General features: G+C 55.8%; 17 protein-coding genes and 1 tRNA gene. 8 read left to right on the top strand and 10 right to left on the bottom strand.

All coding sequences use genetic code 11. The annotated features are described in order from the left end of the window. Positions 1–14: 14 nt before the first annotated feature. The 7 genes from AC2FF7_RS06290 to AC2FF7_RS06320 all read right to left on the bottom strand — a co-directional run bounded on the left by AC2FF7_RS06290 (position 15) and on the right by AC2FF7_RS06320 (position 7,209). Positions 15–1,520: a VWA domain-containing protein gene (locus AC2FF7_RS06290; RefSeq protein WP_496905380.1), complete on the bottom strand. Its 1,506-nt coding sequence runs from the start codon at positions 1,518–1,520 to the stop codon at positions 15–17. Then, positions 1,517–2,500, bottom strand: a complete 984-nt coding sequence (locus AC2FF7_RS06295; RefSeq protein WP_496905381.1) for a vWA domain-containing protein — start codon at positions 2,498–2,500, stop codon at positions 1,517–1,519. Before AC2FF7_RS06295 ends, AC2FF7_RS06290 begins: the two co-directional genes overlap by 4 nt. Then, positions 2,500–2,970, bottom strand: a complete 471-nt coding sequence (locus tag AC2FF7_RS06300) for a DUF4381 domain-containing protein (protein ID WP_480865599.1) — start codon at positions 2,968–2,970, stop codon at positions 2,500–2,502. Before AC2FF7_RS06300 ends, AC2FF7_RS06295 begins: the two co-directional genes overlap by 1 nt. Beyond that, positions 2,967–3,914, bottom strand: coding sequence for a DUF58 domain-containing protein (locus AC2FF7_RS06305; protein ID WP_496905382.1), 948 nt, complete (start codon positions 3,912–3,914; stop codon positions 2,967–2,969). The genes AC2FF7_RS06300 and AC2FF7_RS06305 overlap by 4 nt, the downstream gene beginning before the upstream one ends. A 9-nt stretch (positions 3,915–3,923) precedes the next feature. Continuing rightward, positions 3,924–4,901: an AAA family ATPase gene (locus AC2FF7_RS06310; RefSeq protein ID WP_496905383.1), complete on the bottom strand. Its 978-nt coding sequence runs from the start codon at positions 4,899–4,901 to the stop codon at positions 3,924–3,926. A gap of 111 nt (positions 4,902–5,012) precedes the next feature. After that, positions 5,013–6,152 carry an acetoin utilization protein AcuC gene (locus tag AC2FF7_RS06315; RefSeq protein ID WP_480865596.1) on the bottom strand — a complete coding sequence of 380 codons (1,140 nt, stop codon included), beginning with the start codon at positions 6,150–6,152 and terminating at the stop codon, positions 5,013–5,015. Next, on the bottom strand, positions 6,127–7,209 hold the full coding sequence (locus AC2FF7_RS06320; protein WP_480865595.1) for an AI-2E family transporter: 1,083 nt from the start codon (positions 7,207–7,209) through the stop codon (positions 6,127–6,129). Before AC2FF7_RS06320 ends, AC2FF7_RS06315 begins: the two co-directional genes overlap by 26 nt. Positions 7,210–7,359: 150 nt before the next feature. On the opposite strand from AC2FF7_RS06320, the gene AC2FF7_RS06325 reads away from it, so the two are divergent. From AC2FF7_RS06325 to AC2FF7_RS06335, 3 genes are all read left to right on the top strand, one after another. Further along, a complete protein-coding gene (locus tag AC2FF7_RS06325) occupies positions 7,360–8,226 on the top strand; it encodes a YihY/virulence factor BrkB family protein (protein WP_480865594.1) in 867 nt (288 codons plus the stop codon). Further along, complete coding sequence (locus tag AC2FF7_RS06330; protein WP_496905384.1) at positions 8,223–10,121, top strand: cytochrome c3 family protein; 1,899 nt, start codon at positions 8,223–8,225, stop codon at positions 10,119–10,121. Before AC2FF7_RS06325 ends, AC2FF7_RS06330 begins: the two co-directional genes overlap by 4 nt. A 98-nt stretch (positions 10,122–10,219) precedes the next feature. Next, positions 10,220–10,408: a hypothetical protein gene (locus AC2FF7_RS06335; RefSeq protein WP_170751314.1), complete on the top strand. Its 189-nt coding sequence runs from the start codon at positions 10,220–10,222 to the stop codon at positions 10,406–10,408. Between the two features lie 2 nt (positions 10,409–10,410). Here the strand turns inward: AC2FF7_RS06335 and AC2FF7_RS06340 are convergent, their stop codons facing one another. The 3 genes from AC2FF7_RS06340 to AC2FF7_RS06350 are packed head-to-tail and all read right to left on the bottom strand — an operon-like array spanning position 10,411 to position 12,638. Next, on the bottom strand, positions 10,411–11,127 hold the full coding sequence (locus tag AC2FF7_RS06340) for an RlmE family RNA methyltransferase (protein ID WP_353389861.1): 717 nt from the start codon (positions 11,125–11,127) through the stop codon (positions 10,411–10,413). Between the two features lie 49 nt (positions 11,128–11,176). Continuing rightward, positions 11,177–11,512 (bottom strand): hypothetical protein, encoded by a 336-nt coding sequence (locus AC2FF7_RS06345; RefSeq protein ID WP_480865592.1) that lies wholly within the window; start codon positions 11,510–11,512, stop codon positions 11,177–11,179. 13 nt (positions 11,513–11,525) lie between these two features. Further along, positions 11,526–12,638 (bottom strand): Ppx/GppA phosphatase family protein, encoded by a 1,113-nt coding sequence (locus AC2FF7_RS06350; RefSeq protein ID WP_170354241.1) that lies wholly within the window; start codon positions 12,636–12,638, stop codon positions 11,526–11,528. A 241-nt stretch (positions 12,639–12,879) separates the two neighbouring features. Between AC2FF7_RS06350 and AC2FF7_RS06355 the strand changes: the two genes are divergently transcribed. The 5 genes from AC2FF7_RS06355 (at position 12,880) to AC2FF7_RS06375 (ending at position 16,293) form a co-directional block, all read left to right on the top strand. Next, the gene (locus AC2FF7_RS06355; protein ID WP_170354240.1) at positions 12,880–13,176 is read left to right on the top strand and encodes a virulence factor; all 297 of its coding nucleotides are present in this window, start codon (positions 12,880–12,882) and stop codon (positions 13,174–13,176) included. Between the two features lie 26 nt (positions 13,177–13,202). Further along, positions 13,203–14,129, top strand: a complete 927-nt coding sequence (locus AC2FF7_RS06360) for a methylenetetrahydrofolate reductase (protein ID WP_480865590.1) — start codon at positions 13,203–13,205, stop codon at positions 14,127–14,129. Positions 14,130–14,138: 9 nt separating this feature from the next. Then, positions 14,139–15,200, top strand: a complete 1,062-nt coding sequence (locus AC2FF7_RS06365; RefSeq protein WP_170354238.1) for a methyltetrahydrofolate cobalamin methyltransferase — start codon at positions 14,139–14,141, stop codon at positions 15,198–15,200. A gap of 125 nt (positions 15,201–15,325) precedes the next feature. Further along, positions 15,326–16,153 (top strand): polyphosphate kinase 2 family protein, encoded by an 828-nt coding sequence (locus AC2FF7_RS06370; RefSeq protein ID WP_480865589.1) that lies wholly within the window; start codon positions 15,326–15,328, stop codon positions 16,151–16,153. A gap of 66 nt (positions 16,154–16,219) precedes the next feature. Beyond that, positions 16,220–16,293: transfer RNA gene (locus tag AC2FF7_RS06375), tRNA-Gly, on the top strand.

A 16,293-nucleotide genomic window follows, 5' to 3' on the forward strand; every position in this document is an offset into this window, starting at 1 on the left:
AAGAACCAAGTATCTCATTGTTCTTGAGCCTGATTGTCCAGAAGGAAGCGGTTGCGCAAGAAATCCTGCATGTCAGTGTCAATCGCACTGATCCATTGATCCGCTGGCAACGGAGCGGACCCGTCTATAGGCGCCTGGGCGGTCGTATCTTGGCCGCGTCCATCCTCATTATCGAAAACGGTGTCGTCCGCTCCGATACCTGATTCTTCTCCGGTGTCGGACTGCTCTCTGGTGGTTTCAACATAAGCAAGAATAGCCTGTGAAACTTCAAGGTTGTGTTGTGCCTCAGGCCAGCCTGGTCGCCTCTCCAGAGCAGTTTCGAACGCGGAAATTGCAGGCCGGTATTCTCGGTTTCGAATTCTTGCCAAGCCTTCTGCAAATGCGGCCTCTGGGGTGTTTAACTGGGTCAAAACGGTGATCGCCTCGGGGTATTTTCCCGCTTTCAACAGTGCATAACCTTGGTGGTACGGGTCTTCGAATAGGTCAGCAGCCTTTGCAAACTCTTTGTTATTCAACGCGATTTGCCCCTGTTGATCCGGTGTCCGGAACCAATCTCGCCAACCTTCGGCCTGGGCTGGACCTGACGGAGAAGCTAAAAAGCAAACCAGCAATACCCATTGTATTACCCAACCGCGCCTGAACCACAGCAAACACATCAAGGCCGCGGGCCAAGCAAAAATCCACCCCTGATCGCGCCATTTCACAAGGTCGTTGTCGTCCAGCGCGCTGGTATAGGAAGATTTGATAAGCTTTTGTAATTGCCTGATGTCTTGATCATCGTTTGAGAATTGAACAACTTGTGCACTTTCAAAATTGTCCAATTGAACGATTGTGTCACCCTCAGGAAGCATGGTCAGAAACAAAAGCTGAGTTTCGGTTGTTTTCATGTTTTGCAGCTGGGATGGTGCGATATCATCCAAGACAAAAAGGATGGCTCCTGCCGTCGTGTTGCCTTGCAGTATGTCTTCGCCAATTGCCAAAGCGTCAGTGGCTGAATCCCCGTCTTTGGGCATGACTGCCGGTTCCAAACCTTCAAGCAAGGGGCGTAGGATATTGGCGTCCTCAGTCAAAGGGGCTACGCGGTGCGGTGACCCGGCATAAGCCACGAGCGCGGTCTGAGCACCGGCGCGAGCGTTGATAAGATCGGTGATTTTGAACTTTGCGCGCTCTAATCTGGAGGGCGTTAAGTCAGAATTCTCCATACTTTCCGATACCTTCAGCGTAATTACTAAAAGAGCGGTATCAGCAATCAATGGGTTTTCCATTCGAGACCAGGTCGGGCCTGCCGCAGCCAATACAATAAACGCGCTCGCTATCATCGCGATGTCAGCTGGGTAAACTCCGCGGGTTTCTGCAGCGCCAACCCGCAACGCTTCTGCAAGGTGCGGGGCGATACTTTCCGAGAAATCCTGTTTCTGTGATTTCTTGGGGCGGGTTATCCCCCAAAGAAAGAGGACTGGGATAAGAAAAAACAGCCAATACGCTCGAATAAAATGAAATTCCGCCAGTGCCTCAATCATTGGGGCCACCTGCGGTGCTGAAAAACGCTGAGATAGGTTGAGATCGCAAGTATCACAATCACCGCGGCCAACAGCGGGTATTGACCGAGGTTTTCCCTTGGGCGGAAACTTTGCGTTTCTACGATCCTTGGGTTTTGCGCATCGATCTGCCGGTAGACATCGGTCAGGGCTTCTTCATCATCTGCAAAAAAGTACTGGCCACCCGTGCGTTCCGCGATATCCTGCAATGCCTGAAGATCGACACGGTCTTCTCCGGTCGCGCTCGGATCGCCGACGCCAATCGTGTACACGGCAACCCCTTTCTCGGCCGCAATGGCGGCTGCATTGATCGGGGTCATCCTGCTGGATGTGTCGGCTCCGTCGCTTAGGACGATCATCATACGCTGATCAACGTCGCTGGATTCGAACGTACGAATGCCCAAGCCAATAGCGTCACCAAGTGCGGTGTTGGGGCCTGCCATTCCAACCGCGGTCTGATCAAGAAAGCCGTTTAAACTTTTGGTATCCTGCGTAAATGGGGCTTGTATGAATGCTCTGGTGCCGAAGACTATCAAAGCCATTCGATCACTTTCACGTTCGGATATGAAAGTGCGCATGACATCTTTCACAGCCTCTAACCGTTGTTTCGGCGCACCGTCGGTTGACGTGAAGTCTCGCTGATCCATTGATCCTGAAATATCGAGCGCCAGAACAACGTCGCGCGCGGATTTTTCGAGTGTTATCGGGTCAGCCAGTCTTTCAGGTCGCGCAAGCGCTAGTACCAGAAGAAACCAGATTAGTATGATTGTAAGCTTGGGTAGTCTGGCGCGATTGCGTATCGACGAACCGGACCGCGGCTCTATGCCACTCGCTTTAGCCACGCGGCGGAAAAAGGGTATTCGGATCGAAGCCGCTTTTTCGCGATATGGCGGAGCGAACCAATAAACGACCGCAGGTACCGGTAAAAGAAGGAAGGCCCAAGGCGCAGCGAAGGAGATCATCAGGACACTCCTTCAACACGATGTGTTTTTATCCATTTTTTCGCAATTTCAGCGACTTCTGGATCATTCCTCGTCGCTTTGTAGGGCGCTTCGGTAAGAACATGTCCTAGGGCATCAGGAAAGACCGCAGCCGAAGATCGGTTCAGGAAATCAATCCACTCTCGACCATAGAGACCTGCAACCAGCGAGCGCGGATATACCGCCAGTGCCGTTCGGCGCAAAACGTCGGCAATTTGGGCTACATCGCCTTGAGCGTCGTCAATATTTGCTAGAGCCAATCGGCGGTATGCATTCAACTTGCGGCGTCGACGTATCAGTAGCGCCGCGCAAAGAACTGCAAAGATTAGTAAAACCGCCAAAATTAGCCACCCCACGGTTTGCGGTGTCATCGCGATCACCTGTGGCTCTGGCGCGGGTTTCAGCATGTCCAGCAGTTCGACAAGGGACTTGCCTTCGACGTCGGCACTCATCTCGGACCTCCGCCATGACCGAACAGTTTCAGAAGTTGTCCCAGCGCTGGTTCAGCAGTTGTCAACGGAACGATGGGGAACCCATATCTTAGGGACCATTTGGACAACTGGGCCAGCCGATCTTCCATAGCCTCTCGGATTCGCTTTGCCAGATCGGGGGTCGAGCCATCGATTTCGATCTGCTGTTCTCCATCCGAGACGGTCAGCCTTGCCTCGGTCGGAACTGTATGTGCGCTGGGATCAGAAATGTTAAACAGGATCAGGTCGTTTGCGTGTGACAGTCTGCGAAACAGGCTCTCCGAGTTCTGGTCCACACCGTCGAAATCAGAAAATACGCAGACTAGCGCATTGGTATGAGCGATACGCGCTGCCTGCTTCAAAACTTCGTTCAACGTAACGGACGTTTCGAACCGCAAATCTGCATTCAGATTGCAGTTCATGGCTCCGACAGAAGTTAGAAATCGCATAAGCGCCGCCGCACGTCTTTGAGGGCGGTGTTCTGCTAGACCAGTGTCACCGAAAACAATACCTCCTACGCGGTCGCCCTGCGCCAATACTCGATGCGCTGCGATTGCTGCTGCCTCTGCGGCCACAACAGATTTCATGAATTCCTTGGTTCCGAAGAACATCGAAACCCTTTGATCAACCAACAACAGGACAGGGCGGTCACGCTCTTCGGTGTAAACGCGGACGTGGGGGGCACTTGTTCTGGCTGTGACTTTCCAATCAATGGTTCGAATATCGTCGCCGGGCAGGTAGTTGCGCAGTTCTTCGAAATTAAGACCACGTCCGCGCAATCGCGAGGAATGCCGCCCGTTAAGGATCGAACGGGCTGGTTGTTTTGGCAGCAAGCTAAGCCCGGTAGACCTGCCACCAAGTTGCAGCAAGTGCTGCGCAGTCACATGGATGCGGGGATCAGAGGGATATGTGGCATTTCGGGCCACGGCGCCAGCTTAGGGCAGGGCCACAAGGCGAAGAATTTCTGCGACAACATCGTCAGCCGTTTTCGCCTCGCCTTCGGCTTCGAAACTAAGTGTAATGCGGTGTCTGAAAACGTCATGCGCGATGGCCCGGATATCAGCTGGGTCCACATAGTCGCGCCCGTTCATCCAGGCTTGCGCACGCCCGCATTTGTCAAGTGCCAGCGAAGCGCGCGGGCTTGCACCTATCTCGATCAAGTTGGCCAAGTCCTCGCTGAACTTGTCGGGTGTTCGTGTCGCTTGCACCAGATCGGCCATATACCTGTCCATTGCGTCTGACACATGTATTTGTGCAATTTCCGCCCTTGCGGTGAACACAGCGTCTTGAGGGATCGGCGCAGGAGCTTCGGTTCGGGATGAAGAAGCGGTGGCGTTGTCTTCACCGCGCACAAGCCGAATGACCTCGACCTCGTCTTCGACGGGTGGATAAGTGATCTGTACGTGCATCAGGAAGCGGTCCATCTGCGCTTCGGGCAGGGGGTAGGTCCCTTCTTGCTCGATGGGGTTCTGGGTTGCCATCACTATGAATAACGGGTCCATCGTGTGGGTCGTACCCGATACCGTGACCTGACGCTCTTCCATGGCTTCAAGCAACGCGGCCTGAACCTTTGCCGGCGCTCGGTTAATTTCGTCCGCCAGAACAATATTGGCAAAGATGGGGCCCGGCTCGAAGCGGAATGTTCCGCCGTCCGGTGTTTGTTGAAACACTTCAGTTCCGGTGACGTCAGACGGCAATAGGTCTGGAGTAAACTGAATTCGGTTGAAGTGGGCATCCAAATTACGGGCCATTGCTTTGACGGCCCGGGTTTTCGCCAAGCCTGGCAAACCTTCGATTAGCAAGTTTCCGTTCGCCAAAAGTCCAATCAACAGGCGGTCGATCACGTCGGACTGGCCGATAATCGACTGCCCCATCCGAGATTTCAGATCATTTATTTGATTGTGTGCATTCATTGCTTGTTCCAGTTGAAGCTTCATGCTGCAGGGATGCAATTGGGATAGTAACGGTTGCTCGGAATTGCGCTGTGCTAGCATCAGGTTAGCAACCCGCTACGTTTCGTTCCACTATGGAATTCTTGCCCTGATGCGAGCCAGACTAGCGGACAATTCAGAACGAACTGGTCCAAGGTGTGGCTTGTCCCGAAGCGTTTTTACCCAGTGTTTGGGCGGCTGTTTTCCCCCTCCGCGGCTCCATGTCAGGGATTTGAGGATGATCTGCGCATTTGCATCCAGAGCGTCCGGTATTTCATACCCATTTAGCGTTGCCCAAACGCCGCTCCATAGGCGGGCAACTGACCACGGGTTGTAGCCGCCGCCACCTAAAACGAGGAACCGCGGCGCCAATTTCTGCAAACTCGACACTGCCCTCCAATGCGCATTATTGGACAAGGTCAAACGCGAGAGGGGATCTTCGACCACAGCATCGGCACCGCATTGAAGAAGGATGGCTTGAGGGCGAAACGCAGCGGCGGCAGGTAGTATCAGCTCTTCCAGGATGGCAAAGAATTCGTCGTCATTCAGGCCCCGAGGGACGGGCAGGTTGAAAGCCGCTCCTCCCGCAGTGTCATCCAGTGTTCCACTGAATGGCCAGCGGCGCTCTTCGTGAATTGATATCATTCTGACCTTAGTGGAGCCGTGGAACGCAGCCTCGACTCCGTCGCAATGATGGGCGTCGATATCGACGTAGACTATCCGGCTCAATCCGTAACGGATGAGGGACTGAATCGCCAAGACAGGATCGTTGAGGTAGCAAAACCCGTTGGCTCGGTCGGATAGACCGTGATGAGTGCCGCCGGCAGGGTTAAAGACAACACCGCCATCGCGGATTAGTTCCGCGCCCAGCATCGAACCACCGGCAGCGGTGGCTGGTCGACGATACATCTCGGGGAAAACCGGGTTGGACAGGGTGCCCAGCCCGTGTTTTTGTCGGGTTTCGTCTGATACGAATTGCGACGCCTCTGCCTTTTGCAGCGCATCGATGTATGCAGGCGTATGAAACGCGTGCAGCGCCTTTGGTTTGGCGCAGGGGCTCACGCGATAATTTTCAGCCTTCAGCCAGCCCAACGCGCGACACAGATCAATAACTGTTGAAACGCGGGGAATCGCTAGCGGATGTTTCGCACCGTAGGTGGACTTCCGATAGATTTCGGCACCAATGAAAAGAGGGTGCTGCATCGCTTCAGGTTTCTGTGTTGCCCTGATCATCCCAAATCCGACCGTCCAGCGACATCAGAACCGCGATTGGGCGCAAGGCGGAAATGTGGCTGAATACGATCAGGATGCAGACCGTTAAAGGCACACTCAGGAACGCTCCTATCATGCCCCAGACTGTTGTCCAGAAAGTCAGAGCTAGGATCACGAGGAAGGTCGACATATTGAGTGACCGGCCCAGCATCGCAGGGTCCAGGAAGTTGCCGATAGCGAACTGAATCGTCCCGCAACCGAATACGATGATCAGGAAAGGGCCGATGGTTTCGAATTGAACCAATGCAATCATTGCCGGAAACACCACCGCAATAATCGACCCGATTGAAGGGATGAAGTTCAGTGCAAATGTCAACACGGCCCATGTTTCGGAATATTCTAGGCCAAGAACTCGGAACACCGAGTAACTGATCCCCGCCGTAATTAGACTGATGAAGGTTTTCACGCCCACATAGCGTTGAAGGCTGAACGAGATCGCATCCAACACCGCAGCGAACTCGGCACCGGTTTCTGGGTTCCCGGCGGCTAGCCGGATTTTCTTGCGAAAGGCCAGTCTTTCGGCCATCAAAAATGCGACGTAAAGGCTGATCAGGAAGAATTGGTTCAGCAGTGATGTGGCGCTGCCTAGCAGTACGCGCGCGACATAGGTCATGTCGATATTGATCAGATTGTCGCGTATGAAGGTTGTTACATTGTTGCCCACAAGTCCGGTGATCCGATTGACGGCTCCGTCGAACTGGCTTTCGTAGTCGCTGATCGAGCGTGCGAACTGCGTCGCCTGACTGCCCAGAATATACATGATCATGAACAACCCTGCCAAAACCACGGTAACGCCTGCAATATTGGCCAACCAGACAGGCGCGCGGGTCAGGGCGATCACACGGTCGCTAAGCGCCATGATCAGAACGTTGATCAAGAGGGCCATGGTCAACGGGATTAAAAACGCCGCCCCCGCATAAAGCGCAAGCACTGTCAGCGTCGCCACAATGGCCGCATCGCGCACGACAGCCAATTTTATACGCGGCGAGGACGCGGAGTTTTCTGGATCCAGGGTCATTTAGCTGCCTGTGACGTTGCAGGTTGGATTACCTTGATCCTGCACAGACCAGAAAATTATGCAATGCATCCAGATGTTTGGGGAAGTTAATTTGCCCATTTTGAGGTTTTGACGGTTCTGTGATCGCGTTGGGCGGGTTAGGCTTTGATCATGATTTCTCAAGTGATTCCTTCGCTGAGTCGCCCAATCCAGGCTTTGTGGCTGGCCATTGGACGGTTCGGTGGCAAAAACGGCCTTGTCATGAGTAGCCATGTCGCCATGTCGTTGATGTTGGCACTGTTCCCATTTGTTCTGTTCACAGTGGCATTGGCCGGGTCCTTGTCACAAGGTTATGTCACCGAAGAACTGATCGAATTGATCTTTGGCGCATGGCCCAAGGATGTAGCCGATCCCATCGTATCCGAACTTCGCGCAGTGCTAGAGCAGTCGGGGTCGGGCGTGATTACTTTGGGCGGCCTTTTGGCGATCTTCTTTGCCTCGAACGGGGTGGTTGCTGTCAGGGCGGCTATGAATCAGGCTTATCATGATCAAGACAGTTGGCCATTTTGGAAAACGCGGCTGCTGTGCCTTGGTCTGGTGATCATCGGTGGGGCGACAATTCTGGCCATCGCTGCAGTCGAGGTCATCTTGCCGGTTTACACCAAACTGGTTTCGGAAAAGACAGATGTAAACGTATCGCATTGGTTGTCCGTGGACCGCCTGCGCTGGACGTTTACCGTAGCCGTTCCAGCCGGAACTGTCTTTTTGGCGCATTTGATCCTGCCCACTCGGCGCCATTCCATGTCACAAATTCTGCCGGGGGTCTTGTTGACTTTGGCGCTTTGGGCCGCGGGCGGGTGGGGCTTTTCGATCTACATCAGCCAATTCGCATCCTACAGTGCCACCTATGCAGGCTTGGCCGGAGCGATGGCTGCCCTGATCTTTTTGTATCTGTGCGCGGCGATCCTGATATTGGGCGCGGAATACAATGGCGCGCTCATGGATTTGCAAGTTGGCGATGATGGGGACCAACCGTGAAAGCTCTTTGGATTATCCTTGGTCTGATGCTGCCGACCTTTGCCGCAGCCCAGGTGCCCGTCTATGTCGGTTCCGATCAATGCAAAGATTGTCACGAGGCTGAGGCCGCGGCGTGGTCGCAATCTCATCACGCCTTGGCCTGGACAGATGTGGAGGACGGTCATGTTGTTGCAGATTTCAATGGTACGCAGTTCGACCATGATGGGATGTCTGTCCATTTCTCCGATGACGGAGATCTGCGCGCCAGGGTCACGGAGAAAGACGGGGTATCAAACGATTACACGGTACACTCGGTAGTCGGTATCGAACCCCTGCAACAATATCTGTTGGAACCCCGACCGGGGCAATTGCAAAGCTTTGATGTCGTTTGGGACACTGAAGAAAACCGTTGGTTCCACTTATACCCGGATCAGGACCTGCCGCCCGATGATGGGTTGCACTGGACCGGCCCCTATAAAAACTGGAATGCGCGTTGTGCCGAGTGTCACGCCACTGGCTTTGACAAGAACTATGACGCGGGCACGCGCTCATATGCGTCTACCCAGGCGGAAATCGGGGTTGGATGTGAAGCATGCCATGGGCCAGGCTCGGCGCATATTGACTGGACGAACGGGCAGGGGGGCAGCCCCGACCTGACGGAATATGGCTTCACGATGGAATGGGGCGCGGGGCGGACTGATGCCGAGATACAGCAATGTGCCGGTTGCCATTCCCGCCGCGAGGCGCATGGGGATGGCAACCCGTTGCCGGGCACGGCGTATCACGATGCCTACAACCTGGCGGTTTTACGGCCGGGGCTCTACCACCCGGATGGCCAAATTCTGGACGAGGTCTACGTCTATGGCTCATTCCTGCAGTCGCGAATGTACGCGCAAGGGGTCGGCTGCATGGATTGCCACGAGCCACATAGCGCGATGCTTAAGGCCGAAGGAAACGGGCTGTGTACGCAATGCCATTCGGGTGCGGGGAATGACCGCTTTCCGACCCTCGCCCGCGGAGAATACGACACGTCTGCGCATCATAACCATCCCGATGGCAGCGCAGGGGCACAGTGCAAATCGTGCCACATGATTGAACGGGTTTACATGGGTGTGGATGGCCGTCGCGATCACAGTTTTCGCGTCCCGCGTCCCGATCTGGCACTGGGTCAGGATGCCTGCACCGATTGCCATACGGATCAAAACCAATCCTGGGCTGCCGCACAAATAGCCGATTGGTTTCCGGAATCGTCTCACCGTGGTCCCCATTATGGAACTGTATTCAACGCTGCAGTGACGGGGCAGGCCGAAGGACCATCGGCGCTGCTGGGTATTGCGGGTGATCAGACGCAACCGGGTATTGTCAGGGCGACAGCTGCATATCTATTGCAGAACTACGGCTCGGCGGAAGTTGCTGCACAGACTGCAGGGTTGCTGTCTGACCAAGATCCTTTGGTCCGTGCGAACGCTGTGGTGCTGCAACGTTCCGCCGAGCTCCGCGATCAGATTGAGCGGCTGGAACCTTTGTTGTCCGATCCGCTGTTGAACGTGCGTATTGCTGTCGCCAAAGAGCTTCTGACCATTCCGCAACAAGCCCTGACCGCCGGGCAACAGTCAAAGGCGGGTCAGGTGATGGCAGAATGGCAGGATGCCATTGCCAATCGGCTGGACTTTCCAGAAACCCATATGGTGCTGGGCGGGATGGCTTTGACCTTTCGGAACGCGCCAGCGGCCGAACGCGCCTTTCGCGAGGTGATACAACTGGATCCGCAGCGAGCTGAGGCATGGCCCATTCTGGTGCAACTGGTCCAACTCAACAGCGGAACTGAAGCGGCTCTGGACGTCCTAAGCCAAGGGTTGGACCGGGTACCCGATCACCCGGATCTGCTGCAACTGCAAAGGCAGTTGACCCGCTAAAACGGCACCGCTTCGCCCGGTTTCGGCCATTTTAGCGGCAAATTTCACCTGTAACAGGACGGGGCGGGTAGAAAACCCGTCGTGTTAAAAGGTGCTCCATGTCCGACAAACCGGTCCATACGTCGCAACTGCAACGGCCACTTTCCCTATCCCAACGGATCGAGGATCTGCGAACGCGCAAGCCGGAATACTTGAACCATGGTGAGGCGCTGTTGATGCAGGGGATTGCTACAGCGTCACTGCGTCAACAGGTACTGGCGGGTGATTTTATTTCGCTCGAAGATTAAGGTCAGCCACGAAAGCCTGTTGCTACAACAAATTTTTCGGAACTGTCCGACCGTGAAGCGGGCGGTTTTACGTTGGCGACCTTGTTGAACTTCTGTTTTAGCAATTTTTGCAAGTCGCCTTCTGCGCCCCCGGCAAGCACCTTGGCCACAAAGGTTCCACCTTCCTCAAGGACATCAAAGGCGAAATAGGCGGCGGCCTCGCACAACGCCATGATACGCAAATGGTCTGTCTGCTTGTGCCCAGATGAGGCTGCGGCCATGTCCGACATGACCACATCGGCCTTGCCGTCCAACCACTCTTTGACCTTGTCGTCCGCGTCGTCTTCCATGAAGTCCAAAACGTGGGCGATCGCACCTGCGACCGGTTCGACCTCTTGCAGGTCCACACCCAGAACTGTTCCGATGCGCTTACCGCTTTTCTCACCCAGCGCATTCACTCGTTTGACGGCGACCTGCAGCCAGCCGCCGGGAGCACAGCCCAAGTCAACGACACGAGCGCCGGGGACCAAAAAACGGAATTTGTCGTCCAGTTCCAATATTTTGAACGCCGCGCGCCCCCGATACCCCTCGGCCTGCGCACGCTTGACATACGGATCGTTCAACTGCCGCTCGAGCCAGCGGGTCGAGCTGAGTTTGCGTCCTCGGGCGGTTTTTACCTTAACCTTCAGATCGCGTTGTCCGCGTCCCGAGTTGCTTTTTCCAGTCGGTGTTTTGGCCATGTGTGGTCTCCTGAAGACTGGGGGCGTTTACCGGCTTGGTCTAGGGTTATCAAGTTGATCCTGTCGGTGCGTCCATCAATAGCAGATCTGGCCAAGGAGAAGAAACACCAAAGCCCAGCCAGCCCAGACAGTTTGCCCCCGTGGACAAAACGGAGGACTTCGGTACATCAGGGTGCGAAACCTCGTTCAAAAACGCCAGCGCATCCAGACCTTGGTTGTAGGGCACTGACAGCGCAATTCCCCCTATGGCCAGTGCATAATGCGGTAGGGCGTTTGCAATCTGAAAGCCGGGGCAGAACACGTCAAATCCGGCTGCTTCCAGACAACAAATCGTGGTTGCTGCGGTCGATGTGCGATAGGCTAGGGCAACGACGGTCAGCGGCATCGAAGATATGGTCCTAAAAAGGTCCGTCTTCCAACACACCGTCCGCGCTCATTTGCGCGTACAGCAGACCTTCGCGAAGTCCGCGATCGGCTACCGAAAGACGGTCGGTGGGCCAGCAGCGCAGCAACGCCTGCAAAATGGCCGAGCCCGACATGATCAAAGCCTGTCGGTCATCGCCGATCCTTGGGTCACGGCGCCGTCCCTGAGGACCAAGCTCCAGATACCCGCGTATTACCTTGTCAATCTGATCGCTGGTCATACGCAGACCGTCCACTTTGGTTCGGTCATAGCGCTTTAATCCCAGATGTGACGCGGCAACAGTTGTAACCGTTCCGCTGGTGCCAACGATCTGGAAGCCTTCTCGTGTCTGTTCGTCCTTGTAAGGGGCAAAATCTGCAAGGTTTTCCTCGAAAAACCAGCTCATAAGAGCAAAGCGGGCCGAGTCGTCTTCGACATCGTTGAACTGATCGCGCAGGGTTGCGACACCCAAGGGAACACTGATCCAGTCCACAACTTTGGCAGACGGAAAGGGGTTGTCGGCGGTTTGAAACCCGTGATGCAGTCGCATGATCGCTGCGGGCCTATCGCGGCGCAACACCGAAGAAAGGTCGATCCACACAAGCTCTGTCGAACCGCCGCCGATATCAACGACCAGCAACTGCTCGGTCTTGGTCGACACAAGTGGCGCGCATGAGATAACGGCTAGACGGGCCTCTTCTTCGGGCTTGATGATCTCAAGGGTCAGGCCGGTTTCCCGTTTGACCTGTCGGATGAAATCGCGCGAATTCTTTGCGCGGCGGCACGCTTCGGTGGCAACCAGTCGCATCCGTTTGACTTTGTTACGTTTCAGCTTCTGCTGGCAGATGCGCAATGCCTGAATGGTGCGAGCCATCGAAGACCGAGACAGCCGTCCGGTCCGTTCGAGCCCCGCGCCAAGCTGCACGGATTTCGAGAAACTGTCGACCACATGAAAGCCGCTGCCCTTGGGCTGGGCGATCAACATGCGGCAACTATTTGTACCCAGATCCAGCGCTGCGTATAGCGCATCGGGATCGGGCCTTGCCGGCGCGGGGCTTTCGACCGCTTTCGGGAACGCGCCCGCACCTTTGGGACGCTTGGGCGCCATTCGTAACGCCCTCCGATTTTCGAGTTACCCCGACCATAGGTCGCGTGTTCTGATCGCGCAAGACACTCATTATAGTGATGAGAATTTTGATATGCGTGAACGTTGAACTATTCGTTACAAACCCGCTATCCCATCGTGAGCCAAAAGGTCGTTTGAAATACGCCTTGTGTCGAAAACCGACCGACTTGTGCCCATATAGAAGTCTAGAACCGGTCCATCTGGTTAGGAGGAATCAACAGCGATGCCTGACGTCACCATCGTATACTGGCGCGATATTCCCGCCCAAGTCATCGTCGGCAAAGGCCGGCGGGGCGCAAAGCGGCAATTGGAGGAACGGTTCGAGCAAGCCATCGACCGGGCGGCCATGAAGGTGAACGCCAAGGATAGCGATGCCTACCTGGCCGAATGGCGCAAAGCCGAGCCTTTTGCGGTTGAGGGCGATCCGTCCGACATTGCCGAGGCCGAGGCAGCGCGCTTGGAAGCTGAATATGATCAGGATCGCATCAAAGCTCTGATCGCGAATGATGGTTGGGCATGAGCCCGAGATCTTTATGGGAGGCCACGATGGCTCTGTTGAACTTCAAGAAACGTGCTGCCGTCGAAAACGGCCCTGTGAACCCGACCGTCGAAGCCTTTTTGCAGGGCTACTCGATTGAAGTGATGCCCCGCACCGCCGAAAAGGTCGAAGACTTCAAAGCGCTGCTGCCCGAAGGCACCCGCGTCTACATCGCTCATATCGAGGGCACGCCCATCGAGGACATGGTCAAAACGGCCAAACGTCTGGCCGATGACGGCTATCCGGTCATGCCGCATTTTCCTGCGCGGATCATCAAGGACGCAGCCATGCTGGAAAACTGGATTTCGATGTATCAGGGCGAAGCAGGTGTTGAGCAGGCTTTGCTGCTGGCTGGCGGTGTCGAAAAACCACATGGCGATTTCGAAAGCTCAATGCAGTTGCTGGAATCTGGCCTGTTCGACAAAGCTGGTTTCAAACGCCTGCACGTGGCTGGCCACCCCGAAGGCAACAAGGACATCGACCCTGACGGCTCGACCAAAAATGTCGATGACGCGCTGCGCTGGAAACAGAAATTCAGCGAAACGACGGATGCCGAAATGGCGCTGGCCACACAGTTCGCCTTTGATGCCAAGCCGATCATTGCATGGGCGGATGGCTTAAAAGAGGCGGGCATCGACCTGCCGATCCATATCGGTATCGCGGGCCCGGCCAAGCTGCAGACTCTGATCAAATTCGCTATCGCGTGCGGCGTTGGCCCCTCGCTGAAGGTGCTGCAGAAGCGTGCCATGGACGTGTCCAAGCTGCTGTTGCCCTATGAGCCTACCGATGTTCTGACCGAGTTGGCCAACCACAAGGCGGCCAACCCCGATTTCAACATTACCAACGTACACTTCTTCCCGCTGGGTGGCATCAAGACCAACGCCACCTGGGCGATCAATAACGGTGGCGCTTCGGCAAAGCCTGCAAACTCCTAAGGAACGGATATGACCCGTACAGTCGTAGAATCAAAAACAAAAACCGCCGTTCTGGGCTTTGATGAACCGTTCTGCGTGATCGGTGAACGGATCAATCCCACCGGCCGCAAGAAACTGGCTGCGGAACTGGAAGCGGGCGATTTCTCCACTGTCGAGAAAGACGCCATCGCGCAGGTTGCAGCAGGGGCAACCGTTCTGGATATCAATGCGGGCGTCGTCTACAACTCGAACCCCAACCCGAACGAGACCGAGCCACCGCTGATGACCAAGATCGTCGAGCTGGTGCAGGGTCTGGTCGATGTGCCGCTGTGTATCGACAGCTCGGTTCCTGGTGCGCTTGAGGCGGGACTTGAGGCGGCTGAAGGCCGTCCGCTGCTGAACTCGGTCACGGGAGAGGAAGAGCGTCTGGAGCTAGTGCTGCCGCTGGTCAAGAAATACAACGTACCGGTTGTGGCGATCTCGAACGACGACACTGGGATTTCCGAAGACCCGGATGTGCGGTTTGCCGTGGCAAAAACCATTGTTGAACGGGCTGCCGATTACGGGATCCCCGCCCATGACATCGTGGTTGACCCGTTGGTCATGCCGATCGGTGCGATGGCGACCGCTGGCCAGCAGGTGTTTGCTCTGGTCCGTCGTCTGCGCGAAGAACTGGGCGTGAACACCACCTGCGGTGCGTCCAACATCTCGTTCGGTCTACCCAACCGTCATGGCATCAACAACGCGTTCCTGCCGATGGCGATGGGCGCTGGCATGACTTCGGCGATCATGAACCCGGTGGCCTTGCCGGTTGGCCCCAAGAAACTGGCTGAAAAGAAGGCCGAGGTTGAAGCCAAGGGCATAGTTCTGCCAGCGGATATGGACGATGAGACCTTCTGCCAGTTGTTCGGACTGGGCTCGACCCAACCGCGTGCGGGTAAGGAAATGGAGGCCATCCGCGCCGCCAATCTGTTGACCAACAATGACCCGCATGGCGGGGCTTGGATCAAATTCAACAAGTCGCCTGAAGAAGCCGCTGCAGCCGGTGGGGCAGGTGGCCGTCGCGGCGGTGGCCGCCGGCGCCGCGCCTGATCTGTCGGGAACGACCTTCAAGGCCGGGCCAAGTGCCCGGCCTTTTTCGTTTTGACACCGATCAAGGCTGCTTTCGGTCGTTATTGCGACACTGCCCATGATTATTACCAGATCAGGGCATTGAAATGACCATACACTTTCCTCCGAAACTGGCCGAGGCCGATCTGTCGCTGCGGTTGGGCAAGAAAGAATATTTCGAAGAGCTGGTCGATCTGCAGGCGCAGCTGGCACTGATTCAGCAGGCATTTCTGTTTCACGGGCTCAAGGGCGTGTTGGTGTTCGAAGGCTGGGACGCGGCGGGCAAGGGCGGCACGATCCGCCGTATCAGTCAGGCTTTGGACCCGCGCAGTTTCAAGGTCTGGCCCATCGGGGCACCCCGCAATTATTATCTGAACCGTCACTACCTGTTGAGGTTTTGGGAGAGGTTGCCGCCCGAGGGCGCGATCTCGGCCTTTGACCGCAGTTGGTACGGGCGGGTCTTGGTCGAGCGGTTGGAAAAGTTCACGCCGGAACACCGCTGGCGTGCCGCCTATGCCGAGATTAACGATTTCGAACGGATGCTGGTGGATGACGGAACGCGGATCGTAAAGCTGTTCTTTCACATCTCACCCGAGGAACAGATGGCGCGGTTCACTGAACGACTGCGCAATCCGATGAAACGCTGGAAACTGACCTATGAGGATTTCCGCAACCGCGAACGCTGGGCCGAGGCCGAGGTGGCGGTGGATGAGATGTTGGCGCGCACCTCAACGGAAATCGCGCCGTGGCATGTGATCCCGGCCAACAACAAGAAATACGCGCGGATCAAAGCGATGCGCGCGATTGTTGATGCGTTCTCGGACGGGATCGACCTGAACCCGCAGCATCTGGATCGGCGCACGCTGGACGCGGCCAGCGAGGCCTTGGACGTGGAACAATCGTTGATAGACAGCCTGCGTGCCCGTACGGAATAATCGCGTGTTAGTCTGCGGAATGGCGCTTGCGGTCTGGTCGCGCGGGATGTTATCCCGATCCAAGCGGCGGGTATGGTGAAAAGGTATCACACGAGCTTCCCAAGCTCTTGTTACGGGTTCGATTCCCGTTACCCGCTCCA

The organism is Ruegeria sp. YTSC325, assembly GCF_059609525.1.

What these genes read in the sequence shown, in the direction of transcription:
- AC2FF7_RS06290 (WP_496905380.1), bottom strand. Translation starts at nt 1,520, where the DNA reads ATGATTGAGGCACTGGCGGAATTTCATTTTATTCGAGCGTATTGGCTG.
- AC2FF7_RS06295 (WP_496905381.1), bottom strand. Translation starts at nt 2,500, where the DNA reads ATGATCTCCTTCGCTGCGCCTTGGGCCTTCCTTCTTTTACCGGTACCT.
- AC2FF7_RS06300 (WP_480865599.1), bottom strand. Translation starts at nt 2,970, where the DNA reads ATGAGTGCCGACGTCGAAGGCAAGTCCCTTGTCGAACTGCTGGACATG.
- AC2FF7_RS06310 (WP_496905383.1), bottom strand. Translation starts at nt 4,901, where the DNA reads ATGAATGCACACAATCAAATAAATGATCTGAAATCTCGGATGGGGCAG.
- AC2FF7_RS06315 (WP_480865596.1), bottom strand. Translation starts at nt 6,152, where the DNA reads ATGATCAGGGCAACACAGAAACCTGAAGCGATGCAGCACCCTCTTTTC.
- AC2FF7_RS06320 (WP_480865595.1), bottom strand. Translation starts at nt 7,209, where the DNA reads ATGACCCTGGATCCAGAAAACTCCGCGTCCTCGCCGCGTATAAAATTG.
- AC2FF7_RS06325 (WP_480865594.1), top strand. Translation starts at nt 7,360, where the DNA reads ATGATTTCTCAAGTGATTCCTTCGCTGAGTCGCCCAATCCAGGCTTTG.
- AC2FF7_RS06335 (WP_170751314.1), top strand. Translation starts at nt 10,220, where the DNA reads ATGTCCGACAAACCGGTCCATACGTCGCAACTGCAACGGCCACTTTCC.
- AC2FF7_RS06340 (WP_353389861.1), bottom strand. Translation starts at nt 11,127, where the DNA reads ATGGCCAAAACACCGACTGGAAAAAGCAACTCGGGACGCGGACAACGC.
- AC2FF7_RS06345 (WP_480865592.1), bottom strand. Translation starts at nt 11,512, where the DNA reads ATGCCGCTGACCGTCGTTGCCCTAGCCTATCGCACATCGACCGCAGCA.
- AC2FF7_RS06350 (WP_170354241.1), bottom strand. Translation starts at nt 12,638, where the DNA reads ATGGCGCCCAAGCGTCCCAAAGGTGCGGGCGCGTTCCCGAAAGCGGTC.
- AC2FF7_RS06355 (WP_170354240.1), top strand. Translation starts at nt 12,880, where the DNA reads ATGCCTGACGTCACCATCGTATACTGGCGCGATATTCCCGCCCAAGTC.
- AC2FF7_RS06360 (WP_480865590.1), top strand. Translation starts at nt 13,203, where the DNA reads ATGGCTCTGTTGAACTTCAAGAAACGTGCTGCCGTCGAAAACGGCCCT.
- AC2FF7_RS06365 (WP_170354238.1), top strand. Translation starts at nt 14,139, where the DNA reads ATGACCCGTACAGTCGTAGAATCAAAAACAAAAACCGCCGTTCTGGGC.
- AC2FF7_RS06370 (WP_480865589.1), top strand. Translation starts at nt 15,326, where the DNA reads ATGACCATACACTTTCCTCCGAAACTGGCCGAGGCCGATCTGTCGCTG.